21 protein-coding genes and 3 pseudogenes are annotated in these 21,668 nt (G+C 70.7%); 8 read left to right on the forward strand and 16 right to left on the reverse strand.

Translation table 11 applies throughout. From position 1 onward, the window contains the following. Positions 1 to 7: 7 nt before the first annotated feature. Positions 8 to 1,003 carry a branched-chain amino acid ABC transporter permease gene (locus ACIBNA_RS37525; RefSeq protein WP_399169695.1) on the reverse strand — a complete coding sequence of 332 codons (996 nt, stop codon included), beginning with the start codon at positions 1,001 to 1,003 and terminating at the stop codon, positions 8 to 10. A gap of 114 nt (positions 1,004 to 1,117) precedes the next feature. Between ACIBNA_RS37525 and ACIBNA_RS37530 the strand changes: the two genes are divergently transcribed. Further along, on the forward strand, positions 1,118 to 2,062 hold the full coding sequence (locus ACIBNA_RS37530; RefSeq protein WP_399169696.1) for an SAM-dependent methyltransferase: 945 nt from the start codon (positions 1,118 to 1,120) through the stop codon (positions 2,060 to 2,062). An 8-nt stretch (positions 2,063 to 2,070) separates the two neighbouring features. Continuing rightward, positions 2,071 to 2,355 carry a DUF6332 family protein gene (locus ACIBNA_RS37535; RefSeq protein WP_399169698.1) on the forward strand — a complete coding sequence of 95 codons (285 nt, stop codon included), beginning with the start codon at positions 2,071 to 2,073 and terminating at the stop codon, positions 2,353 to 2,355. Here ACIBNA_RS37535 and ACIBNA_RS37540 read toward each other — a convergent pair. From ACIBNA_RS37540 to ACIBNA_RS37550, 3 genes are read right to left on the reverse strand one after another with little or no spacing between them, the layout of a single operon-like run. After that, complete coding sequence (locus tag ACIBNA_RS37540) at positions 2,316 to 2,981, reverse strand: response regulator (protein WP_399169699.1); 666 nt, start codon at positions 2,979 to 2,981, stop codon at positions 2,316 to 2,318. The genes ACIBNA_RS37535 and ACIBNA_RS37540 overlap by 40 nt on opposite strands. Next, positions 2,978 to 4,213 carry a sensor histidine kinase gene (locus ACIBNA_RS37545; protein ID WP_399169700.1) on the reverse strand — a complete coding sequence of 412 codons (1,236 nt, stop codon included), beginning with the start codon at positions 4,211 to 4,213 and terminating at the stop codon, positions 2,978 to 2,980. The genes ACIBNA_RS37540 and ACIBNA_RS37545 overlap by 4 nt, the downstream gene beginning before the upstream one ends. 53 nt (positions 4,214 to 4,266) lie before the next feature. Next, positions 4,267 to 6,438, reverse strand: coding sequence for an MMPL family transporter (locus ACIBNA_RS37550; protein WP_399169701.1), 2,172 nt, complete (start codon positions 6,436 to 6,438; stop codon positions 4,267 to 4,269). A 127-nt stretch (positions 6,439 to 6,565) separates the two neighbouring features. Here ACIBNA_RS37550 and ACIBNA_RS37555 point away from each other — a divergent pair, with 127 nt between their 5' ends. From ACIBNA_RS37555 to ACIBNA_RS37565, 3 genes and pseudogenes are all read left to right on the forward strand, one after another. Further along, entirely contained in the window at positions 6,566 to 7,360 is a 795-nt protein-coding gene (locus tag ACIBNA_RS37555) for a BTAD domain-containing putative transcriptional regulator (protein ID WP_399169702.1), read from the forward strand. Positions 7,361 to 7,498: 138 nt separating this feature from the next. After that, positions 7,499 to 7,708, forward strand: a pseudogene (locus tag ACIBNA_RS37560) (transposase); the annotation flags it as partial. Next, positions 7,699 to 7,806, forward strand: a pseudogene (locus tag ACIBNA_RS37565) (IS5/IS1182 family transposase); the annotation flags it as partial. The pseudogenes ACIBNA_RS37560 and ACIBNA_RS37565, both read left to right, overlap by 10 nt. Positions 7,807 to 7,872: 66 nt before the next feature. On the opposite strand, the pseudogene ACIBNA_RS37570 reads toward ACIBNA_RS37565, so the two are convergent. Together ACIBNA_RS37570 and ACIBNA_RS37575 are read right to left on the reverse strand one after the other, a co-directional pair. Then, positions 7,873 to 8,088, reverse strand: a pseudogene (locus ACIBNA_RS37570) (DUF6896 domain-containing protein); the annotation flags it as partial. A 148-nt stretch (positions 8,089 to 8,236) separates the two neighbouring features. Continuing rightward, positions 8,237 to 8,965, reverse strand: a complete 729-nt coding sequence (locus ACIBNA_RS37575; RefSeq protein ID WP_399169703.1) for a TetR/AcrR family transcriptional regulator — start codon at positions 8,963 to 8,965, stop codon at positions 8,237 to 8,239. Positions 8,966 to 9,155: 190 nt separating this feature from the next. On the opposite strand from ACIBNA_RS37575, the gene ACIBNA_RS37580 reads away from it, so the two are divergent. Next, on the forward strand, positions 9,156 to 9,605 hold the full coding sequence (locus ACIBNA_RS37580) for a nitroreductase family deazaflavin-dependent oxidoreductase (RefSeq protein WP_399169704.1): 450 nt from the start codon (positions 9,156 to 9,158) through the stop codon (positions 9,603 to 9,605). On the opposite strand, the gene ACIBNA_RS37585 is transcribed toward ACIBNA_RS37580, so the two are convergent. Next, positions 9,589 to 10,833 carry a geranylgeranyl reductase family protein gene (locus ACIBNA_RS37585; RefSeq protein WP_399169706.1) on the reverse strand — a complete coding sequence of 415 codons (1,245 nt, stop codon included), beginning with the start codon at positions 10,831 to 10,833 and terminating at the stop codon, positions 9,589 to 9,591. The genes ACIBNA_RS37580 and ACIBNA_RS37585 overlap by 17 nt on opposite strands. Before the next feature lie 134 nt (positions 10,834 to 10,967). Between ACIBNA_RS37585 and ACIBNA_RS37590 the strand changes: the two genes are divergently transcribed. Then, positions 10,968 to 12,323 (forward strand): dipeptidase, encoded by a 1,356-nt coding sequence (locus tag ACIBNA_RS37590; RefSeq protein WP_399169707.1) that lies wholly within the window; start codon positions 10,968 to 10,970, stop codon positions 12,321 to 12,323. A 60-nt stretch (positions 12,324 to 12,383) separates the two neighbouring features. Further along, on the forward strand, positions 12,384 to 13,094 hold the full coding sequence (locus tag ACIBNA_RS37595) for an MBL fold metallo-hydrolase (RefSeq protein ID WP_399169708.1): 711 nt from the start codon (positions 12,384 to 12,386) through the stop codon (positions 13,092 to 13,094). A gap of 11 nt (positions 13,095 to 13,105) precedes the next feature. On the opposite strand, the gene ACIBNA_RS37600 is transcribed toward ACIBNA_RS37595, so the two are convergent. The 9 genes from ACIBNA_RS37600 to ACIBNA_RS37640 all read right to left on the reverse strand — a co-directional run bounded on the left by ACIBNA_RS37600 (position 13,106) and on the right by ACIBNA_RS37640 (position 21,543). Then, the gene (locus tag ACIBNA_RS37600; protein WP_399169709.1) at positions 13,106 to 14,209 is read right to left on the reverse strand and encodes an ABC transporter ATP-binding protein; all 1,104 of its coding nucleotides are present in this window, start codon (positions 14,207 to 14,209) and stop codon (positions 13,106 to 13,108) included. A gap of 26 nt (positions 14,210 to 14,235) precedes the next feature. Then, the gene (locus ACIBNA_RS37605; RefSeq protein ID WP_399169710.1) at positions 14,236 to 15,336 is read right to left on the reverse strand and encodes an ABC transporter ATP-binding protein; all 1,101 of its coding nucleotides are present in this window, start codon (positions 15,334 to 15,336) and stop codon (positions 14,236 to 14,238) included. Positions 15,337 to 15,363: 27 nt separating this feature from the next. Then, entirely contained in the window at positions 15,364 to 16,356 is a 993-nt protein-coding gene (locus tag ACIBNA_RS37610) for an ABC transporter permease (RefSeq protein WP_399169711.1), read from the reverse strand. A gap of 74 nt (positions 16,357 to 16,430) precedes the next feature. Next, a complete protein-coding gene (locus ACIBNA_RS37615) occupies positions 16,431 to 18,107 on the reverse strand; it encodes an ABC transporter substrate-binding protein (RefSeq protein ID WP_399169712.1) in 1,677 nt (558 codons plus the stop codon). Positions 18,108 to 18,185: 78 nt separating this feature from the next. Next, the gene (locus ACIBNA_RS37620) at positions 18,186 to 19,217 is read right to left on the reverse strand and encodes an ABC transporter permease (protein WP_399169713.1); all 1,032 of its coding nucleotides are present in this window, start codon (positions 19,215 to 19,217) and stop codon (positions 18,186 to 18,188) included. Positions 19,218 to 19,523: 306 nt separating this feature from the next. Next, the gene (locus tag ACIBNA_RS37625; protein ID WP_399169714.1) at positions 19,524 to 20,567 is read right to left on the reverse strand and encodes an NUDIX domain-containing protein; all 1,044 of its coding nucleotides are present in this window, start codon (positions 20,565 to 20,567) and stop codon (positions 19,524 to 19,526) included. A 145-nt stretch (positions 20,568 to 20,712) separates the two neighbouring features. Next, positions 20,713 to 20,913, reverse strand: coding sequence for a hypothetical protein (locus tag ACIBNA_RS37630; RefSeq protein WP_399169715.1), 201 nt, complete (start codon positions 20,911 to 20,913; stop codon positions 20,713 to 20,715). Positions 20,914 to 20,980: 67 nt separating this feature from the next. After that, entirely contained in the window at positions 20,981 to 21,217 is a 237-nt protein-coding gene (locus tag ACIBNA_RS37635) for a hypothetical protein (RefSeq protein WP_399169716.1), read from the reverse strand. Between the two features lie 50 nt (positions 21,218 to 21,267). Further along, positions 21,268 to 21,543: a hypothetical protein gene (locus ACIBNA_RS37640; RefSeq protein ID WP_274814378.1), complete on the reverse strand. Its 276-nt coding sequence runs from the start codon at positions 21,541 to 21,543 to the stop codon at positions 21,268 to 21,270. Between the last annotated feature and the right edge of the window lie 125 nt (positions 21,544 to 21,668).

Raw genomic sequence — 21,668 nt, forward strand, 5'->3', positions numbered from 1 at the left:
CGCCCCCTCACCCGACGCGTTCGGCCCGGCCGAGGATGCCCTGCGGCCGGACGAGGAGGACGACGATGAGGACGAGCAGCGCCCAGGCGTACTGCAGGTCGACGGGGAACCACAGGGTGGACATCTGGGCGACGACGCCGATGACGAGGCTGCCGACCATCGCGCCGTAGGCGGAGCCGAGCCCTCCCAGGATGACCCCGGCGAACATGAGCAGCAGGAGCTTGAAGCCCATGTCCCAGGTGACGATCTCGACCAGGCCGAAGAAGACCCCGCCGAGCGCGGCCAGCCCGCCGCCGAGCATCCAGACGAACAGCACCACCCGCTGTACGTCGATGCCCGACGCCTCCGCGAGGTCACGGTTGGCGGAGACGGCCCGCACGGCCGTACCGATCCGCGTCTTCTGCAGGAGCGCGGCGATGCCGAGCAGCACCAGCACGGCGAGCAGGGTGACCGTGAGGTCCCGTGGAGTGATGCCGGCCGGCCCGATGCTGATCGTGCTCTGGATGTCGTACTGGGCGTAGGAGGCCGGTCGCGTTCCGTACAGCACGAGTACGACGTGGCGCAGCAGCAGCGAGAGCCCGATGGTGACGATGAACATGTTGATCAGCCCGGTGCCTCGGGCCCGCAGCGGGCGCCAGATGCCGCGCTCGACCGCCCCGCCCAGCAGGGCGCCGAAGACCACCGCGGCGAGGGCGGCGGGAATCAGGTGCCAGCCCGGACCGGCCGCGGAGACGTTGAGGAAGAACGCGAAGGTCGCGCCGATCGTCACGAACTCGCCGTGCGCGAAGTTGATCAGGTGGATGGTGCCGAAGATCAGCGAGAGCCCGACCGATGTGATCGCGATGATCACCCCGAACTGGATACCGTCGATCAGCGCCTGCAGAGCGCGCGCGGCGAAGGTGGGGCCGCGCGGGACCTCCTCACCCTGTGCCCGGCTGGAGATCGCGGGCACCATCACGAGGACCAGGGCGAGGACCGGTACGAGCATCCGCTGATAGCGCATGGCGGTTCCGGTACGTCACGAACATCCCTTATGGGCTCAGTGTAAGCGCAGGTCGGGGTGGTGACACGGGCAGTGGGCCACGGTGGGTGCCCTCGGAGAAGCGGAGGAGGCGGGATGGGTGACAGCGGGGACCTCGCGCGTGCGTACAGCGACGACAGTGTGCTCTTCCGAGTGCTGCGGCACCTCGGCTGGGACAGCCTGGCCAACATCGGCTACTTCACGCCGCCCACCCTGCCGTTGGCGGCCCTGACCGGGCCGGTGCCCTTTCAGCGCCGTCTCGTCCGCCGGTCGCTGGCGCTGCTGGACGCCCGGCCCGGACAGCTCGTCCTGGATGCCGGATGCGGTCGCGGCGACACCACCGCGCGGTTGGGCGCCTCGGGTTGCCGGGCGCTGGGGGTGGACATCCAGCCCGCGCAGATCGACCATGCACGTCGCCGCTTCGGCGACAGCGCGCGTTTCGCCGTCGCCGACGCCACGGCTCTGCCGCAGCGGGCAGCGGGGGTCCCGCTGACGGATGGTTCGTTCGATCGAGTGCACTGCCTGGAGGCCGCCTTCCACTTCGGCCATGAGGGCCGCAGGTCGTTCGTGAACGAAAGCTTCCGGCTGCTCCGCCCAGGAGGCCGGCTCGTCCTCGTGGATGTCACTTCCCGCACGGATCAGCCGATCGGGACCCTCGACCCGAACGGCCTCGTGCGCGGGACCTGGCGCTTCGACGACATCGAACCGTACGAGCGGTACCCGCTGATGGCTTCCGCCGCCGGCTTCACCACGCGCCGGATCCTCGACTGGACGACTCCCGTACTCCACAGGGCAGCCCAGCTCTGTGCCCTGTTCGTCGGCACCGCGTCCACCCGGGCCGGCCGACAGGCCCTGTGCGTGCGGTGGCCCGGCCTGAGGACACTCGACGCACAGGACTGGGACGAGGTCATCACCGTGGTCCGGGCTCACCGGGCCATCGGGCGCGTCACTCGCTACACGGCGTACGTCCTCGACAAACCCGCAGACGGCGTCGCAGCGCGCCCGGCGGGACGCTTGCCCAACGGGCGCCCTGCTGTTTGACTCGCCGTATGACCAGTCACGGGGGACGGCGCACGCAGGCCGAACGGGACGCGATCACCGTCGAGATCGGGTACGCGCTGTGCAGCGCGGCCTTCGCGGCGGCGGTCGTCTTCGGGGCCGTGGCCGGTCCCGCGCTGCTCTTCGACCTCCCGGACACGCCGGAGAGTCTGCTGCTGCGCACCGGGCTGGTGCTCGCGCCCGTCCTCTTCGTCGCCCGGGTCGTCAGCGTGCTGGTCCGATTCCGCTCGGCGGGTCAGCCCAGCCAGCCCGGCCGCACCAGCCCCGACTCGTAGGCGAGCACGACCAGTTGGGCCCGGTCGCGGGCGCCCAGCTTCACCATCGTGCGGCTGACGTGGGTCTTCGCGGTGAGCGGGCTGACGACCAGGCGGCGGGCTATCTCCTCGTTGGACAGGCCGATGCCGACCAGGGCCATCACCTCCCGCTCCCGCTCGGTGAGCCGGGCCAGCGCGTCGGCCGCCGTCGGCTCCTTGGAGCGGGCCGCGAACTCGGCGATCAGGCGGCGCGTCACCCCCGGCGAGAGCAGCGCGTCGCCCGCGACCACCGCCCGTACGGCGCGCAGGAGTTCCTCCGGCTCGGTGTCCTTGACCAGGAAGCCGGAGGCGCCCGAGCGGATCGCCTCGAAGACGTACTCGTCGAGCTCGAAGGTGGTGAGCATGACCACCTTGACGTCCCCGAGGTCCGGGTCCTCGGTGACCCGGCGGGTCGCGGCCAGGCCGTCGAGCACGGGCATGCGGATGTCCATCAGGACGACGTCGGGCCGCAGTTCGCGGATCCCGCGCACGGCCTCCTCCCCGTCGGCGGCCTCCGCGGCCACCTCGATGTCGGGCTGCGCGTCGAGCAGCGCCCGAAACCCGGCCCGGACCAGTGACTGGTCGTCGGCGAGCAGTACGCGGATCACCGGTCCTCCTCGACCTCGGCGGAAGCCGTCAGCGGCAGTACGGCGAGCACCCGGAAACCGCCGTCCGGACGGGGCCCTGCCTCGATGGTGCCACCCAGCGCGGCGGCCCGCTCCCGCATCCCCGCCAGCCCGTTGCCGCTGCCACCGGCGTCGGCGCCGGTCGCGGGCCCGCCGTCGTCGACACGCAGCCGCAGCACGTCCGAGTCGTGCGCGAGGTGCACGCGCGCGTGCCGCGAACCCGAGTGGCGTACGACGTTGGTCAGGGCCTCCTGGACGATCCGGAAGGCGGCGAGGTCCGTGCCGGGCGCGAGGCGCGGCGGCTCGCCCTCGACGTCGACGGTCAGGCCCGCGCTCGCCGCCTGCTCCACCAGCTCGGGCAGCCGGTCCAGCCCGGGCGCGGGGGCGCGCGGCGCGTCACCGGGCGCGCGCAGCGTGTCGAGCACCTGGCGCACCTCGCCGAGCGCCTCCTTGCTCTGGGCCTTGATCGTGGTGAGCGCCGTACGGGCCTGCTCGGGATCGGAGTCGAGGAGCGCGAGGCCGACACCCGCCTGCACGTTGATGACGGAGATGCTGTGGGCGAGGACGTCGTGCAGTTCCCGCGCGATCCGCAGCCGCTCCTCGTCGGCCCGTCGCCGCGCGGCCTCGGCACGCTCGGCCCGCTCGCGGACCCACTGTTCGCGCCGGATCCGGAACAGCTCCGACACCGCCGCGATCGCCACCACCCAGGTGGCGACCACCAGTTCCCCGCCCCAGGAGGCGGCGGAGTCCCCCGACGGCGGCAGCCACCGGTAGAGCCAGTGCGCCACCAGGACGTGCCCGGCCCAGAGGGTGCCCATCGCCGCCCACGCGGCCCGGCGGTGCCCGGCGACGATCGCACTGAAACAGGCCAGGGCGACGGTGAGGAACACCGGCCCGTACGGATACCCGGCTCCCAGGTAGAGCATGACGGCACCCGCCGTACCGAAGGCCACGGCCACCGGGTACCGCTTGCGCCACAGCAGCAGCGCCCCTGCCACCACCAGCAGCACCCGTGCGAAGGGGTCCAGGGCCGCGCGCTCGCCCTCCTGGCCGTGAGCGGCGAAGTTCGAGCCGACCAGGACGAAGACCGTGACGACGACGGCGGACCGCCAGGGCCACCGGGGCGCACGCGCCCCCTCCCCCCACCGGTCCCACCACACAGGCCCGTGCCGCCACCACTGCGGCGGCCCGCCCCGCAGACGCTGCTCGTCCATACCGGCCACGCTAGATGCCGCCCGCCCTGAGCGGCGTCAGCCAGGCGTGGTGATCACGCGTACTCCCGGCGGAGTACGTCGTCCGCCGGGGCGGCCTCGCCGTCCCTGATCCGCAGCCGGCGCAGCCGCCGCGGCGCCCACCAGTTCGCCCGCCCGGCCAGTCGCATGGTCACCGGCAGCAGCACGACCCGGATCAGGGTGGCGTCGACGAGGATCGTCAGGGCCGTGCCGATGCCGAGTTCCTTGAGGAAGACGACCCCTCCGGTGGCGTACGACAGGAAGGACAGCGCCAGGATCCCGGCCGCGGCCGTGATCAGCGGGGCACTGCGCCGGATGCCCTCTCCGACCGCGCTCCGGGTGTCGCCGGTGCGGTCGTGCTCCTCCTTGATCCGGGCCAGCAGGAACACCTCGTAGTCCATCGACAGGCCGTACGCCACGCAGAACATCAGCACCGGGATGCTCGGCTCGATCGACCCGGTGGGGGTGAAGCCGAGCGGTCCGGACAGGTGCCCGTTCTGGAAGACCCACACCAGGCAGCCGAACATCACCGACAGGCTGAGCAGGTTCAGCACGGTCGCTTTCACCGGCAGCAGCACGCTGTTGGTCATCAGGAAGAGGATCACGTACGTCGCCACCAGTACGATCCCGACGGCGTACGGGAGCCGGTCCAGGAGCGTGGACCGGAAGTCGGTGGTCTCGCCGGGATAGCCGCCGACCAGGACGGGCGCCGGAGCCGGGGTCTGCCGGATACCTTCGACGAACGCCGGCACGTCCCCGGACAGGGCCTGCTGGGTGGGTACGACGGCCAGGCGCACCCGTCCGTCGGACGCCGTCAGCCGGTCCTGGCCGGGCGGGCCGGTGCGCCGGCCGTCCTGGTAGGCGCCTTCGGGCGCGTCGACCTGGAACACACCGGGCAGTCGGGAGAGTTCGGCGGCGTACGCGCGCGTGCCGGCCGGTTCGGCCGCGTGTGCGCCGAGGAGGACCTGGACGGTGTCCGTGGGTTCGGCGGCGAACTCCCGGTGCACGATCTCCGCGGTGGTGCGCGAGGAGGTGCCCTCGGGCAGCGTGCGTTCGTCGGGCAGGCCGAACCGCAGCCCGAGCAGGGGCGAGGCCGCGACGAGCAGGACGGTCAGCACTCCGGCGCCGGCGAGGAACGGGCGGCGCATGGCGGTGAGCGCGGCGCGGTGCCAGAAGCCGGAAGGGGGCGCGGCGGCACGCTCCACCCGGTGCCCCCAGCGGGCGAGAGCGGCGGGCAGGAACAGCACCGCGCCGGCGACCGCCGTCACCACCACGAGCACACCCGCGTACGCGAAGGAACTGAGGAAGAAGAACGGGAAGACCAGCAGCGCGCACAGCGACACCGCGACGGTGACACCGCTGAAGAGGACCGTGCGTCCCGCCGCGGCGGTGGCGCGGGGCACGGCTGCTAGCTGGTCATGCCCGGCGGCCCGCTCCTCGCGGTACCGGCTGATCATGAACAGGCTGTAGTCGATGCCCAGTCCCAGTCCGAGGACCAGCGCGAGGTTGGCGGCGAACGTCGACACTTCCGTGAACTGCGCGATCACCCGCAGCCCGGCGAGCGTGCCGACGACGGAGAACAGCCCGACCGCCACGGTCAGCAGGGCGGCGACCGTGCGCCGGTAGACGAGGATCAGTAGGAGCAGCACGACAGGCAGCGCGAACGCCTCCGCGCGCAGGAAGTCGGCGCGGGCCTGCTGGCCGACCTGCCGGGAGATCTCCTCCTGGCCACCCACGCGGACCTCGATGTCGGCGGTGGTGCGGGCCAGCCGGGGTGAGAGGGAGGCGAGTTCCTCACGGGTCTCGGTGGCGGTGCCCTCCAGGTGGACGAGGATCAGGGCCCGTCGGCCGTCCTTGCCGCGCAGGGCGGGACTGTCGGCGTCCCAGTAGGCGGTGACGTCCGTGACGAGGGGCAACCGCTCGACCTCGTCGGTGAGTTGTCTCGCCGCTCGCTCGGTGCGCGGGCTGTCCACGTCGCCGTCGCGCGCCGTGACCAGGAGGGCGAGGTTGGGGTTGCCGGTGCGGAAGCCGTCGCGCAGCTCGTCGGCGGCACGCACCGACTCCGTGCCGGGGGAGCTCCAGCGCGAGAGGTCGAGGTCCTCCTGTGCGCCGGCGCCGTAGCCGCCGAGGCCCAGGAAGAGCAGGAGGAAGCCGAGCAGCACGGCACGGCTGTACCGCGCCGACCGACGGCCGAGCCGGGTGAGCATGAGGTGGCCTTTCGCAGCAAGTCCGGGGAAGTCGCGGGGACTTCGGTGTGCGAACACCGTCGGTCCGGCCGCTGGAAGGCCCGCTGGAAGATCCACTGGAACGCGGCGCTCGGGATACGCTCGACGCATGGCTGAGCAGACGTCCGGGACCTCGCACACCGTGCGCATCGAACTGCTCGGCCCGCTGCGCGCGTTGCGCGACGGCGCCGAGATCCCGCTCGGCCCGCCCAAGCAGCGGGCGGTGTTCGCCGTCCTGCTGCTGCAGGAGGGCCGCCCCCTGTCGTACGACGGTCTGGTCGAGGACGTGTGGGGCGGCGCGCCGCCGGTGCATGTGCGCAACCTCGTGCAGAAGTACGTCTCCGGGCTGCGCCGCGCGCTCGGGGACGGGCCTGAGCTGTCCTGGACCGGCTCCGGTTACCGGCTGACCGGCGTCCGCGTCGACGACCTGGCGGAGCGCCGGCTGCTGGTGGACGAGGCGCTCGCGGCACGGCGGGCCGGCGAGGTGCGGCGTGCGGTCGAACTGGCGCGCCGCGCCGAGGAGCTGTGGCGCGGAGACTTCGCCGAGGGCCTGCACGCGCCGTACCTCACCGCGGAACGGCTGCGCTGGACCGAGAAGCGGCTCACGGTCCTCGAAGCGCGGCTGGAGGGCGAGATCGAACTGGGCCGCTCCTTCGAATACGTCCACGAACTCGTCCGGCTCGTCGCGGCCCACCCGCTGCGCGAACGCCTCGCCGAGCTTCTGATGCTCGCCCTGTGCCGAACCGGCCGCCCGGCGGACGCCCTCACCGTGTACGAGGCGGCACGGCGGCGGCTCGCCGACGCGATGGGCACGGACCCGGGGCCCGGCCTGCGGTCCCTGCACGCCCGCGTCCTGCGCCAGGATCCGGCGCTGCTGCCCGGGCCGCCGGTTCCGGTGGCCTGAGAGGTCCGGGCAGCCGCGGCCGCCTCGGTCAGTCCGCAGATCCGGCAAGCGGCCTCGGCCTCAAGACGTGGGGCTCTCTGACTGATCGTTTCAGGATGAGTTGAGCTGCCGGTCTTGTGCACGACGATCTTGGTGGGCATGGTGTCGGTGCGTGCTGATCTTGTTCCTGACGACCTGTGGGAGTGGGTGGCCCCGCCGCTGCCGCCTGCTCCCGAGCGCCGACGTCGGCATCCGGGACGGTTGCGCGTGCCCGACCGAGTGGCACTCGCCGGCGTGATGTACGTGCTGCGGACCGGTGTCGCATGGCGTGATGTCCCCGCGGAGACGGTGGGCTGCTCCGGGGTGACGACTTCGACAAGTACCGCCGCCTGCTGCGCAAGCGCGGCATCAAACCCCTGATCGCCCGACGCGGTATAGCCCACGGCTCCGGACTGGGCAAGGTGCGCTCGAACTGGCCTGCAGCCTCATATGACTCCGCCGCCTACGAACCTCATCCTGAGACGATCAGTTGGCTAACTGAACCACCCCGGCCGCACCTCGTTCAGAAGCGGTTGCAGCGACTGCGCTGCGGACCGCATCTCCTGACCCGTGACGTCAAGAGGCTCCGGCAGGCTCATCCCGTACCCGCGCAGTAGCCAGAGGTCGAAGACTTCGCTCCCGTCGGCTGCGAAGTCCACATCGACCTCAGTGCCGTTGTCGCTAACGAAGCGGCACCCTGCCCCATGAACCTTGTAGAAGTAGGGCCGACGTGATCACTCCGGCTGATCCGGCGCGAACGGGCCAGGGCCGACGACGTCCGTCAGCCGCTCAAGCGAGGGGAGCGCCACCCTCATGGCCTCGCCTCCAGCGCCTGCGTAGGACGGCATTCTGAAACGATCAGTAAGACGCGTGACCCTTGGAGGCAGGCCCCGGCTGCGGATACACCAGCCCCACCCCGTGGGCGAGTTGCCCCGCAGCGTGCCGGAAGAACGTCTCCCGGTCCTCGACCACCCGGTGGAACTGTCCGAACAGCTCGAAGCCGACCAGCCCGAACAACTGGGCCCAGGCCGCGACGAGGGCCGTCACCGTCTCGGGCGGGAGGTCCGGCGCGAGGTCGGCGGCCATCCGCTCGGCCTCCGGGCGCAGGTCGGCCGGCAGCGAGGGCCTGGCCAGGCCGAGGCCGCGGTAGGCGTCGCGCACGATGCCGAAGAACAGCAGACCGACGCGGGCAGCGGCCGGGACCGTGGTGTCGGGGGCGGTGTAGCCGGGCACGGGCGATCCGTAGATGAGGGCGTACTCGTGCGGATGGCCGAGCGCCCAGCGCCGCACCGCCTCGCACACCGCGATCCAGCGTTGCGGGGGGCCGGAGCCGGCGGCTGCCTCGTGGGCGGTCTCGGCGGCCTCGCCGAGGGAGTCGTAGGCGTCGATGATGAGGGCGGTCAGCAGGTCGTCACGGCTGGGGAAGTAGCGGTAGAGCGCGGAGGAGACCATGCCGAGCTCGCGGGCGACGGCCCGCAGCGAGAGCCTGGCGGCGCCCTCGGCCGCGAGCTGTCTGCGGGCCTCGTCCTTGATGGCCGCGGTGACTTCGATCCTGGCCCGGGCACGGGCGCCGTGTGCGGTGCTCATGCGGGGCAGTGTGCCATGGAAGCGGAGCAGTGCACGCAAACGAGAGCGGCGCACATAAACGAGAGCGGCGACCAAAAAGGAGAGCAGTGCTCTTGCTTTGGAGCACAGGCCTCGGGCAGACTTGCAGCAAGCGAGCGAGAGCAGTGCTCACAAACGAGGGCACTGCTCCCACACCCAACAGGGGGACCCCATGTCCACGCACGTCCGCAAGCCCGGCTGGTTCACGGTCAACGTCTTCAACCGGCTCGTCACCTGGCTGACCCGCCGCGGCATCAGCGTCTGGGGCTCCCGCGTCCTCGCCGTCCGCGGCCGCAAGAGCGGCCAGTGGCGCACCACCCCGGTCAACGTACTGACGCTGGACGGCCGCCAGTACCTGGTCGCGCCCCGCGGCCACGTCCAGTGGACGCACAACATGCGCGTGGCGGGCGGCGGCGAACTGCATCTCGGCAAGCACGTGGACACCTTCACCGCGACCGAGGTGGCCGACGACGACAAGACCCCGGTCCTGCGCGCCTACCTCAAGCGCTGGAAGGCGGAGGTCGGGGTCTTCTTCAACGGAGTCGGCCCCGACTCCCCGGACGACCAGCTGCGCCGCATCGCCCCCGACCACCCGGTCTTCGAGATCACTGTGACGGGCTGACCTCGTCGCCCGTCGCAGCGGGACGGCGATCAAGGGCCGTCAGGGCCCGCTGGGCCACCGGGTACGTGCGGACGATCTCGCCCAGCGACGTCGCGCCCTGCGTGATCTCCTTGAACGCCTTCCAGGCCGGGCGGAAGCCCGTCAGCGCCGCGTGGAACAGTCCGGGACGGCGCTCGAACACGGTCAGCAGCCGCTTGCCGACGCTCATCTCCACGCCGAGCCCGGCCTTGACCGCGAACGCGTAGTTGAGGGCCTGGCGACGGGTGTCCACGGCGTCGTGCGCCTCGGAGATCCGCACCGCCCACTCCCCCGCGAGCCGCCCGGACCGCAGCGCGAAGGAGATGCCCTCGCGGGTCCACGGCTCCAGCAGCCCCGCCGCGTCACCGCACACCAGCACCCGTCCGCGCGAGAGCGGCGAGTCGTCGGCCCGGCAGCGGGTCAAGTGCCCGGAGGAGATGCTCGGTTCGAAACCGGCGAGACCGAGCCGCCCGACGAACTCCTCCAAGTACCGCTTCGTCGCGGCGCCTTCGCCACGCGCCGAGATCACCCCGACCGTCAGGGTGTCGCCCTTGGGGAAGACCCAGCCGTAACTGCCGGGCATGGGGCCCCAGTCGATGAGCACCCGCCCCTTCCAGTCCTCGGCGACGGTCTCCGGCACCGGGATCTCCACCTCCAGGCCGAGGTCCACCTGGTCGACCTTGACCCCGACATGCGCCCCTATGCGGCTGGCACTGCCGTCCGCGCCGACCACCGCCCGAGCGAGCAGGACCTCGCCGCCCTGGAGGATCACGGCGACCGTGCGCCGGTCGGGCACCGCCGAGCCGTGCTGCTCGACCCGCTGGACCGTCACACCCGTACGCAGCTCGGCGCCCGCCTTCTGCGCGTGCTCGACGAGCTGCTGGTCGAACTCGGGCCGGTTGATCAGCCCGAACAGCATCTGCTTGGACCGGCGGGTGCGCGTGAAGCGGCCGTTGTTCGAGAACGTCACCGCGTGCACCCGGTCCCTGAGCGGCAGCTCGAAGCCGGGCGGGAGGGAGTCGCGCGAGGGGCCGATGATGCCGCCGCCGCACGTCTTGTACCGCGGCAGCTCCGCCTTCTCCAGCAACAGCACGCGTCTGCCGGCGACCGCCGCCGCGTACGCGGCCGAAGCGCCCGCGGGTCCCGCGCCCACCACGACGACGTCCCACACCTGCCGCACGTCGTCCGCCGAAGAGTTCTCGCTGCTCACGATGGTCTACTGCTCCCGATCAAGCCGCCTGCCCCTGCTGTCTCCCGCATCCTACGGCGGACCTGGCCGAAGGCCGCTGTGGGAGGATCTACGGCACTCACCGCTACAACGTCGCACCCACGAGGAGCGTGCCCATGTCGTCGAATCCGGTCGCCGAGACCGTCGCCTCGCTGATGCCCAGGGCGAAGGAAGAGCTCACCGAACTGGTGGCCTTCCGGTCGGTGGCGGACTTCGACCAGTTCCCGAGGAGCGAGAGCGAGGGCGCCGCCCGCTGGGTCGCGGACGCGCTCGCCGCCGAGGGTTTCCAGGACGTGGCCCTGCTCGACACCCCCGACGGCACGCAGTCGGTCTACGGCTACCTGCCCGGCCCCAAGGGCGCGAAGACGGTCCTGCTGTACGCCCACTACGACGTGCAGCCGCCGCTGGACGAGGCCGGCTGGACGACCCCGCCGTTCGAACTGACCGAGCGGGACGGGCGCTGGTACGGGCGCGGGGCCGCCGACTGCAAGGGCGGGGTCATCATGCACCTGCTGGCGCTGCGGGCGCTGAAGGCGAACGGCGGCGTACCGGTCCATGTGAAGGTGATCGCCGAGGGCTCGGAGGAGCAGGGCACGGGCGGCCTGGAACGGTACGCGGAGGAGCACCCTGACCTGCTGGAGGCCGACACGATCGTCATCGGCGACGCGGGCAACTTCCGTGTCGGGCTGCCGACCGTCACGTCCACCCTGCGTGGCATGACTCTCGTCCGCGTGCGGATGGACACGCTCGCCAGCAACCTGCACTCGGGCCAGTTCGGCGGTGCCGCGCCCGACGCGCTGGCCGCCATGATCCGTGTCCTGGACTCGCTGCGCGCCGAGGACGGCTCGACGACCGTCGACGGACTCGCCGGGGACACGGCCTGGGAGGGGCTCCAGTACGACGAGGAGCGGTTCCGGCAGGACGCCAGGGTGCTGGACGGCGTGGAGCTGATCGGCTCCGGGACGGTCGCCGACCGTATCTGGGCGCGCCCGGCTGTGACGGTCCTCGGCATCGACTGTCCGCCCGTCGTCGGCGCCACCCCGTCCGTGCAGGCGAGCGCCCGGGCGCTGATCAGCCTGCGGGTGCCGCCGGGCGTGGACGCGGCCGAGGCGACCAAGCTGCTCCAGGCGCACCTGGAGGCGCACACGCCGTGGGGCGCGCGGGTGAGCACCGAGCAGATCGGCCAGGGCCAGGCCTTCCGCGCCGACACGACGAGCCCGGCGTACCAGGCCATGGCGGACGCGATGGCGGTGGCGTACCCCGGCCAGGAGATGCAGTACGCCGGCCAGGGCGGCTCCATCCCGCTGTGCAACACGCTCGCCGCGCTCTACCCGCGGGCGGAGATCCTGCTCATCGGGCTGAGCGAGCCGGAGGCCCAGATCCACGCGGTGAACGAGAGCGTGTCCCCCGAGGAGCTGGAGCGGCTGTCGGTGGCGGAGGCGCTGTTCCTGCGCAACTACGCGGCGAGCTGACCGCTCTGCCCACAGCAAAGGCGCTCGTCCGCGGACGGGGGCCTTGCCTACGGTCGTCCCATGGACGTCATCGAGCTCCTCCCCCGCCTCCACTTACTGCGCTTCCCCGTCGGCCAGGCCTACCTGTGGCGCGACGGCGACGGCCGCGGCGAGCTGACGCTGATCGACTCCGGCCCGGCGGGCTACGGCGCCCCGATCGCCGAGGCGGTGACCGCGCTCGGCCGGGATCCGCGGGACGTACGGCGGATCGTGCTCACCCACTTCCACGAGGACCACGTGGGCGGGGCGGGCGAGTTCGCCGCGCTCGGCGGTGCCGAGGTACTGGCCCACCGGCTGGACGCGCCCGTCGTCCGGGGTGAGGTCCCCGGCCCCCCGCCGGTGTTCGAGGACTGGGAGCGGCCGCTGTACGAGCAGGCGGCGAAGCTCCTGCCCGAGGGTGACTTCGTCCGGCCGGCGCAGGTCACGGAGCTGGCCGGGGGCGAGATCCTGGACTGGGGCGGCAGGGCGCACGTCGTCCACGTGCCGGGGCACACGCACGGCAGCATCGCGCTCCATCTCCCGGAACACGGGGTGCTGTTCACGGGTGACACGGTCGCCGCGTCGCCCGTGGACGGCACGGTGATACCGGGAGTGCTCAACCTCGACCGCTCCCAGGTGCTGGCCGCCTGCCGGCGGCTGGCGGAGCTGGACCCGGACGTGGCCTGCTTCGGTCACGGGGATCCGGTGACGCGGGGGGCGGCTGGGGCGCTGCGGGCCATGGCGTACGCGTGACCCGGCGGCGGTCAGAGGCTGCCCTTCAGCTCCGTGAGCGCCGGGTCGAGGACGATGTCCTCCGCGCGCGCCGCGACCGTCGGTTCCTCGGGGAAGTGGCAGGCGGTGAGGTGGCCCGCGGGGCTGCCTTCGACGCTGACCAGCTGCGGTTCCTCCGTGGCGCACTTGTCCCGGGCTTTCCAGCAGCGGGTGCGGAAGCGGCAGCCGGAGGGCGGGTCGATCGGTGAGGGCACGTCCCCGGCCAGCCGTATGCGCTCGCGCCGCTCGGTGGCGTCCGGGTCGGCCTCGGGGACGGCGGACAGCAGCGCGTGGGTATAGGGGTGCCGTGGCCGGGTGTAGAGCGACTCCCGGTCGGCGACCTCGACGATCTTGCCGAGGTACATGACGGCGACCCGTTCGGAGAAGTGCCGTACGACGGCGAGGTCGTGGGCGATGAAGACGAAGGCGATGCCGAACTCCCGCTGGAGGTCCTGGAGCAGGTTGACGACCTGCGCCTGGATGGAGACGTCCAGCGCGGAGACGGGTTCGTCGGCCACGATCAGCTTCGGCCGCAGGGCGAGGGCCCGGGCGATGCCGATGCGCTGGCGCTGGCCGCCGGAGAACTCGTTCGGGTAGCGGTTGTAGTGCTCGGGGTTGAGACCCACCGTCTCCAGGAGTTCCTGGGCGCGCCGCTTGTGGCCCTGGGGCGGGTTGATGCCGTTGAGCCGCATCGGCGTCTCGATGATGGTGCCGACGGTGTGCCGGGGGTTCAGCGAGGAGTACGGGTCCTGGAAGATCATCTGGAGGTTGCGTCGGGCCTCCTGCATCCGTGCGGCGGGCCGGTGCGTGATGTCCTCGCCGTCGAACACGACGGAGCCGCCGGTGGGTTCGAGCAGCCGGGTGATCAGGCGGCCGGTGGTCGACTTGCCGCAGCCGGACTCGCCGACCAGGCCCAGCGATTCGGCGGGCCCGACCGAGAAGTCGATGCCGTCGACGGCTCGTACGGCCCCGATCTGCCGCTGGAAGATGATGCCCTGCCGGAGGGGGAAGTGCTTCTGCAGACCGCGTACTTCGAGGAGGTTCTCACCGGTGGGGCGGTCGGTGGTCTGCCCGGTGAGGGACTGAGTGGTGCTCACGTCATGCTCCCTTTCGTCCGCCGCCGTCACTGCGCGGCCCGTGCGGCTGCGGCGCCCCGGTCGTCAGGGCCGGTCCCGCCGCGGATCTCGTGTTTGGCCTCGTCGGTGAGGTGGCAGGCGGCAAGGTGTCCTCCGGTGCCGGCGACGAGGCGCAGCTCGGGCCGTTCCACGGTGCAACGCCCCTGAGGGACCCAGCCCTTGTAGGCACAGCGCGGGTGGAAAGAGCAGCCGTCCGGCAGGTTGATCAGGCTCGGCGGGGTGCCGGGGATCGGGTTCAGCCGTTCGCCGACGTCGCCGGTGAGGTGCGGCATCGACTGCAACAGGCCCCAGGTGTAGGGGTGCTGGGGCTGCTTGAGAACCTCGCGGGTGGTGCCGTACTCGATCCGGCGGCCGCCGTACATCACCAGGATGTCGTCGGCGACGTCGGAGACCACTCCGAGGTCGTGTGTGATGATGACGACGGCGGAGCCGAACTCCTCCTGAAGGTCGCGGATCAGGTCCAGGATCTGCGCCTGGACGGTGACGTCCAGGGCGGTGGTGGGTTCGTCGGCGATGAGCAGGGTGGGGTCGCAGACCAGGGACATGGCGATCATGGCGCGCTGGCGCATGCCGCCGGAGAACTGGTGCGGATAGTCCCTGACCCGGCGTTCGGGCTGCGGGATGCCGACCCGCTTGAGCATCTCCACCGCGCGGTCCTTGGCCTCCTTCTTGGAGACCTTGTGGTGCACGCAGTAGGCCTCGGCGATCTGGGCGCCGACGGAGAAGAAGGGGTGCAGCGCGGAGAGCGGGTCCTGGAAGATCATGGAGACCGTACGGCCGCGCAACTCGCGCATGTCGGCCTCGGGCAGGGCGACGAGTTCCTTCCCCTCCAGCCAGATCTCGCCGGAGACCCGGGCGCGGGTGCCCTTGTGCAGTCCGAGCAGGGCCAGCGAGGTCACCGACTTGCCGGAGCCGGACTCGCCGACGATGCCGAGGGTGCCGCCCTTCTCCAGGGTGAAGGAGACGCCGTCGACGGACTTGACGATGCCGTCCTCGGTCGGGAAGTGCACCCTCAGGTCGCGTACGTCGAGGAAGGGTGCGGGCGCGGGCGTGACGTCTGCGGGCTGCGGTGAGGTCTGAACGGACACGGGTGTTCCTAAGGACGGAAGAAGGGCTCAGGCGAGGCGCACGCGCGGGTCGACGAGGCCGTACACCAGGTCGACGACCACGTTGGCGAGGACGACGAACGTCGCGGCGAAGAGCGTGGTGCCGAGGATGACGGGCAGGTCGGAGTTCTGGACGGAGTCGACCGCGAGCTTGCCGATGCCGTTGATGCCGAACACCGACTCGGTGATGACCGCGGAGCCGCCGATCAGGGAGCCGACGTCCATGCCGAAGATGGTGATGATCGGGGTGATGGCGGCCCGCAGCCCGTGCTTGAGGACGATGGTCGCGGCCGGCAGGCCCTTGGCGCGGGCGGTGCGCATGTAGTCCTCGGCGAAGACCTCCAGCATGGAGGAGCGGGTGAGCCGGGTGTACATCGCGAGGTAGACGATGACCAGGGTGATCCAGGGCAGGATCAGGCCCTTGAACCAGTCGGCCGGGTCCTCGGTGATCGAGGTGTAGCCGGAGGTCGGCAGGATCTGGAACTTGTCGACGAAGAGGTACAGCAGGAGCAGGCCGATGAAGTAGATCTGCACCGAGACGCCGAACAGGGCCAGTCCGACCGCCGCCTTGTCGGCGGCCCTGCCCCTTCGGACAGCGGCCACCGTACCGAGGCCGACACCCAGGATCAGGAACGCCACCGCGGCGCCGAGTCCGAGGGAGAGGTCCGCCGGGAAGTCCTGGAGCAGCGTGGTCAGGACGGGGGTGTCGGTCTGGAAGGAGATGCCGAGGCAGGGCGCCGCGCAGTGGATGCGGACGCTCTGGTCGCCGTAGTCACGGCCTACGACCAGCCCCTTGACGAACTCCCAGTACTGCGTCAGGTAGCTCTGGTCCAGGCCCAGCGAGTGCTTGATCTCCGTGAGACGGGAGGGCGAGCAGGTCTTTCCGCAGGCCAGGAGAGCGGGGTCGGACGGCAGCGCGAAGAAGATGAAGAAGGTGATCGTGGTGATCACCAGCATGATCACGGCCGCTGCCAGCAGGCGTCTGATGAGGTAACGAAACATGGGGTGCCGGGACCTGACGTGAGTGGGATGCCCGCCGGCGGCCCAGGCCGCCGGCGGGGTTCAGAAGGGATGCGTCACTGCTTGATGTAGGCGTGCACCAGGCTGGGTTCGGCCATGATCGGGTCGTCGATGACACCGCCGACCTTCGAGCCGCTCACCTCGCTGAAGTTCATGTACATCAGCGGGACCACGGCGGCGTCCTTCAGGATCTGCTCGTCCAGCTCCCCGTAGGCGGTGTTGCGCTGCTTGAGGTCGGTCATCTTGCCGATCTTGTCGATCTGCGCGTTGATCTTCGGGTCGTTCAGGTACGAGATGTCCTGGTTGGACTGCGGGAGCTTCTTGATCTGACGCCCGTCGAAGAGTGTGGGCAGCACGGTGGAGGCGTTCGGCCAGTCCGCGATCCAGTCGCCCCAGGTCAGGTCGTACTGGTTCTTCACGTTGTCCACGGTGCTGAAGTAGTTGTTCTTGTCGATCGGAGTGATGTTCACCGTGATGCCGATCTTCGCGAGCGCGGTCTTCACGGCGTCCGCGAAGTGCTCGTGCGTGGGAATGTTCTCCACCGCGAGCGACATCGTCGGCTTGGGGTTGCCGGCCTGCTTCATCAGGGCCTTGGCCTTGGTGAGGTCACCGGCGGGGTTGCTGCTGTAGAGGTTGAAGTCCTTGTGGCCGTCGATGCCCGGGGCGAGCATCGTGGCGGCGTAGTTGCCGTAGGCCGAACCGCCGAAGGCCCCGCGTACGGTGGTCTTGTCGACGGCGTACTCGATCGCCTCGCGGACCTTGATGTCCTTGACCCGGTTCATGTTGATCGCCATGTAGTTGATGCCCGGGGCCGGGATCTTGTAATAGCGCGACTTGAGCGACGGGTCGCCCGCCATCGTCGTCAGGTCGGAGCCGGCGATCGGCGTCTGCGTGATCGCGGTCTGTGCGGATCCTCCGTCGGACTTGATCTGCTGGTCGATGGCGGCCTGGTCCTGCCCGAACTTCGCGTCGATCTCGTCGACGTTCTGCTGGCGGATCGGGTCGGTCGACTGGCTCCAGTTCTTGTTCCGGACGAGGACCATTTCCTTGTTCTTCGTGTACGACTTGATCATGTAGGGCCCGTCGGACCAGACATGCGTGTCGTACGTGGCGCCGGTGTCGTGTGCCTTGGGCACCGCCGACCACCCGGTCATGGCCGTCGTCTCGTTGAAGTCGGCGACGGGCTGGTTGAGGTGGAAGACGAGGGTGTACTTGTCCGGTGTCTGGATCGAGTCCAGCTGCTTGCCTTGGTACGGGCCCTTGTAGGAATCGCCGCCGGCCAGCCACTGACTGGCGTACGGCGGGCCGCCGTTGATGTCCGGGGAGAACGCCCGCTCGACGCCGTACTTGACGTCCTGCGCGGTGACTTCGCTGCCGTCCTGCCACTTGACCCCGTGGCGCAGGTGGAACGTCCACACCGTGGCGCCCTTGCTGGGCTTTCCGGTGTCGGTGGCCAGGTCGCCGACCAGCTTGGGCGTGGATGCCGCCTCGTCCCATCCGGTGAGGGTGCGGACGAGCTCGTAGTCCATGCTCGAACCCTCGGTGGTGTAGGTCCGCTGAGGGTCGATGTGGTTGAAGTCGGCGTCGTCGAGGATCGTCAGCGTGCCGCCCTTCGACGGGGAGCCGCTGGCGCTGTTGCCGGAGGACCCTCCGCATGCGGTGGCTCCGAGGGCGATCACGACGGCGGTTGCCGTGAGAGCGACCGTGCGCGATCTGCGCGTGCTGCGCGTCATTGAGGAAACTCCGTTTCTTGCTACGGGCTCGGCGGTCGCTCGTGGGACCGCCGGGCCGAGACTCGGGGGGTGGCTTTGTCAGCCGCGCCGGGCGCGGGGATCCAGGGCGTCCCGGACGCCGTCCCCGAGGAGGTTGAGCGCCAGGACCAGGAGGAAGAGCAGGACGCCGGGCACGAAGAGGTACATCGGGTCCTGGAGGAAGAACTGGGAGGCGTCCGACAGCAGGGCTCCCCAGTCGGGGTTGGGCGGGATGACGCCGACGCCGAGGTACGACAGGGCCGCCTCGGTGGTGATGTTCTGCGGCACTGCGAGGGCGAAGGAGATCAGGATCGGCGCCCACAGGTTGGGCAGCAGCTGCCGGAAGAGGATGTGCCGCCGGCCGGCGCTCATCAGCCGCGCGGCGTCGACGAACTCCCGCTCGCGCAGGGACAGCACCTGTCCGCGCACCAGACGGGCGGTGTACGCCCAGGCGAAGACGGCGATGTTGAGGACCAGGACGAGCAGCCGGAGGTTCTCGTCGGTGCCGCCGTGGCTGTTGGTCTGCAGCGCGTTCTGGATCACCGGGGTGAGCGCGATGATGAACAGCAGCTGCGGGAACGCCAGCATCACGTCCATGATCCGGGACAGCACGGAGTCGACCCAGCCGCCGAAGTAGCCGGCCGCGAGCCCCGCCACGACACCGACCGCGGTGGACAGCACGGCCGAGGCGAAGCCCACGTAGAGGGAGGTGCGCAGGCCGTAGACGATGCGGGCGAACAGGTCGTAGCCAGTGCCCGGTTCGACGCCGAGGAGGTGCTGGGCGCTGATGCCGCCCAGCGATCCGTAGGGGAAGTTGCCCGTGTCGGGGTTGATCGCCTTGTTGTCGGGGGTAATCGGTCCCCAGCTGGTCATCGCGGTGAGGACCGGCGCGAGCAGCGCGATCGCGATGAACAGGAGGGTGGCCGCCAGGGCGGCCGTGGTGACCTTGTCCCGCCGGATCCGCTTCCAGGCCATGCGGGCCGGTGAGCGGCCGGCGACGACCGTGCCGCCGGGTCTGGGGTCCTGCGTCGGCGGCTCGGTCAGCAGCGCGGTGCCGCCGCCGGTGTCGGCCGGCTGGTGTTGCGTGGTCATCGTACGGACATCCCGGATCTGCCCCTGAGGCAAGGAAATTGAGTGGCGGTCGCAATCACCGCCGTGAGACTCTGCGGACTTTCGCAATGCCGTGCGAGTCCGGTCAAGCCGAGCAGGGGCTGGAAAAGGGATTGTTTGCGGTCATGGAAAAGTGTTGACGAGAGTGGGGAATGTGATTACCCGCCGCGTGAAGGAGTGCGGGAGATTCCTTGGGCAGTGATTGGCGATGGGTCCGTGGACGTTTCCTTTTGCTTTTCCCTCGGAATCGCCCGCGCCGGGTAAAGAGCAGGAAGGGACAGCTCGGCGTCAGCCGACCGGCACCCCGGCTTCCAGATAGAACGCCGCTCCGCGTTCGCGTGCCCTCAGCGCCCAGCGCAGCCGCTCGTAGCGCACCGGTGGCAGCAGGTCGGCGGCCTCCTCCTCGGTGACGAACCGCCAGTCGCGCAGCTCCGGCCCGGGCAGCAGCAGCCGTCCGGCCTCCGTGGAGTCGAGGGTGCCGCCGTCGAAGAGGAGCCGCAGTCCGCCGAACCCGGGGGGCGAGGGGCGCTCCCAGTCGACGACGAGCAGGCTCGGCACCTCGTCGAGGTGGATGCCGGTCTCCTCGGCGACCTCTCGCACACCGGCGCGTGCGGGCGCCTCACCGGGTTCGACGACCCCGCCGGGGAACTCCCAGCCGGCCTTGTAGGTGGGGTCGACGAGCAGCACCCGGTCCTGCTCGTCGAAGAGGAGCACACCGGCGGCGAGTGTCTCGGCGGTGGGCTCGGGCGTCTGCACGATGTCGCAGACGGGCACGGAGCCGCTGCTGACCGCCTCGGCGATCCGGGCGGCGGTCTCGTAGGGCGTGAGGTCGCTGGTGTCGACCGGGTGGGCGTCGGCGGTGAGCCAGGAGGCGAGGGCGGTCCGGTAGGGCTCGATGTGGTCGAAGGACCACTGGCGTATTCGCATCTCGCCGTCGGGCAGGTCCCGCGGGACCTCGCGGCCCGCTATCCGCTCCCGCAGTATCGTTTCGGCCGGAGCGAGCAGGATGTGACTGACCGGAATCCTGCGGGCGGCCAGGCCGCCGAAGATCTCGTCGCGGTACTCCTGGCGCAGCAGCGTCATGGGGACCACCAGGGTCCCGCCGAGCTCGGCGAGCATCGCGGCCGCCGTGTCGATCACGAGCCGTCGCCAGATCGGCAGGTCCTGGAAGTCGCCGACCTCGGCGAGGTGTTTGGGCGGCAGCAGATACCGGAGCGCTCCGCCGATGACCTCGGGGTCGAAGAGCGTGCTGTTCGGGATCAGTTCGATCAGTTCCTGTGCGGTGGTGGTCTTCCCCGCACCGAACGCGCCGTTGATCCAGACGACGGTCACAGGTCCCCCTCTTCTGTTGGCCCCCTGAGGCTTGCCCGCTCCACCCTGCCACGGAAACCAGCCGCAGTTGAGGGCGCATGACGACGGCGCCGGCGCCCCCTTGCTCGGGAGCGCCGGCGCCGTGGGCCGGGGACGGGCGGACCCGTCAGCCCTTCCCCTTCTCCTGCGCGCCGTCCTCCTTGTCCAGGGACAGGCTGTCCTTGGCGACGGTGTCGGGGAGGGTGCGGAGGGTCTCGTCCACGTTGAGGGAGCCGAGGCCATCTCCGAGGGCGTGCGACGGGGTGACCGCCGCGACGACGAAACCGGTGGCGAGGGAGGCGATGGCGAGCATGCTGCGCTTCTTCATGCCCGACTCAACTGCCGGACCCGTCGCGGGGTCACGCACCCGGACCCGACCGGGCGAAGCACGGGCTTCACACCAGGTCGTCGTCCGGGTCGGTGCCCCAGGCGCCGGGGCCGCCACCGCGCCATTCGATCAGCCCGGACGCCGCCACGTAGGCCTCGTCCGCGTCCTCGATCCCCGCCCGCCGCAGGAACTCGGCGACGTCCAGCAGCCCGTACGCGATCCCGAGGAACCGGTCGCCCACGCGTACCCGCCGGCCACCGTCCGTGGCGGGCGGGTAGACCACGACGGGTTTCGCGGACGCCATGGCACCAGGGTGCGCGGGAACGGCGCCGGACGCTCGCCGGAGTAGGCCGTTCAGCTCGCCTTCTGGGTCTGCCGGAATTCGTGGACGTCGGCGGTGAGGGTGCCGTCATGCTGCTCGTAGTGGGACAGGGCGAGGCCCAGACCGAAGAAGGTGGGTGCCCATTCGCCGACGAAGATGCCCCAGCGGTCGGCACGGGCGAGGCCGGTGCCCGGCTCCATCTTCATGGAGCCCATCCAGGCGACGACGCTGAGGCCGACGGACGCCATGGCGGCCATGTAGGCGTGTTCGCTGCGAACGCCCTTCTCGTGCATCTTCTTGATGATCATCAGCGGCTCCGTTCTGTGGGGGTGCTCAGGAGACGGAGTGCCCTCGGAACTTGCCGTTATTCGACCGTTTTGCGGCTTATCTACAGATTGGTCTGCGGTCCCCGGGAGCGGCCTCGATGCCGCTC

This window comes from Streptomyces sp. NPDC050164, assembly GCF_044459945.1.
Taxonomy (GTDB): Bacteria; Actinomycetota; Actinomycetes; order Streptomycetales; family Streptomycetaceae; genus Streptomyces; species Streptomyces coeruleorubidus_A.

Bases quoted from the DNA above. Each gene is read 5' to 3' on its own strand.
- ACIBNA_RS37525 (WP_399169695.1), bottom strand. From the start codon at position 1,003: ATGCGCTATCAGCGGATGCTCGTACCGGTCCTCGCCCTGGTCCTCGTG.
- ACIBNA_RS37530 (WP_399169696.1), top strand. From the start codon at position 1,118: ATGGGTGACAGCGGGGACCTCGCGCGTGCGTACAGCGACGACAGTGTG.
- ACIBNA_RS37535 (WP_399169698.1), top strand. From the start codon at position 2,071: ATGACCAGTCACGGGGGACGGCGCACGCAGGCCGAACGGGACGCGATC.
- ACIBNA_RS37545 (WP_399169700.1), bottom strand. From the start codon at position 4,213: ATGGACGAGCAGCGTCTGCGGGGCGGGCCGCCGCAGTGGTGGCGGCAC.
- ACIBNA_RS37550 (WP_399169701.1), bottom strand. From the start codon at position 6,438: ATGCTCACCCGGCTCGGCCGTCGGTCGGCGCGGTACAGCCGTGCCGTG.
- ACIBNA_RS37555 (WP_399169702.1), top strand. From the start codon at position 6,566: ATGGCTGAGCAGACGTCCGGGACCTCGCACACCGTGCGCATCGAACTG.
- ACIBNA_RS37575 (WP_399169703.1), bottom strand. From the start codon at position 8,965: ATGAGCACCGCACACGGCGCCCGTGCCCGGGCCAGGATCGAAGTCACC.
- ACIBNA_RS37580 (WP_399169704.1), top strand. From the start codon at position 9,156: ATGTCCACGCACGTCCGCAAGCCCGGCTGGTTCACGGTCAACGTCTTC.
- ACIBNA_RS37590 (WP_399169707.1), top strand. From the start codon at position 10,968: ATGTCGTCGAATCCGGTCGCCGAGACCGTCGCCTCGCTGATGCCCAGG.
- ACIBNA_RS37595 (WP_399169708.1), top strand. From the start codon at position 12,384: ATGGACGTCATCGAGCTCCTCCCCCGCCTCCACTTACTGCGCTTCCCC.
- ACIBNA_RS37610 (WP_399169711.1), bottom strand. From the start codon at position 16,356: ATGTTTCGTTACCTCATCAGACGCCTGCTGGCAGCGGCCGTGATCATG.
- ACIBNA_RS37615 (WP_399169712.1), bottom strand. From the start codon at position 18,107: ATGACGCGCAGCACGCGCAGATCGCGCACGGTCGCTCTCACGGCAACC.
- ACIBNA_RS37620 (WP_399169713.1), bottom strand. From the start codon at position 19,217: ATGACCACGCAACACCAGCCGGCCGACACCGGCGGCGGCACCGCGCTG.
- ACIBNA_RS37630 (WP_399169715.1), bottom strand. From the start codon at position 20,913: ATGAAGAAGCGCAGCATGCTCGCCATCGCCTCCCTCGCCACCGGTTTC.
- ACIBNA_RS37635 (WP_399169716.1), bottom strand. From the start codon at position 21,217: ATGGCGTCCGCGAAACCCGTCGTGGTCTACCCGCCCGCCACGGACGGT.
- ACIBNA_RS37640 (WP_274814378.1), bottom strand. From the start codon at position 21,543: ATGATCATCAAGAAGATGCACGAGAAGGGCGTTCGCAGCGAACACGCC.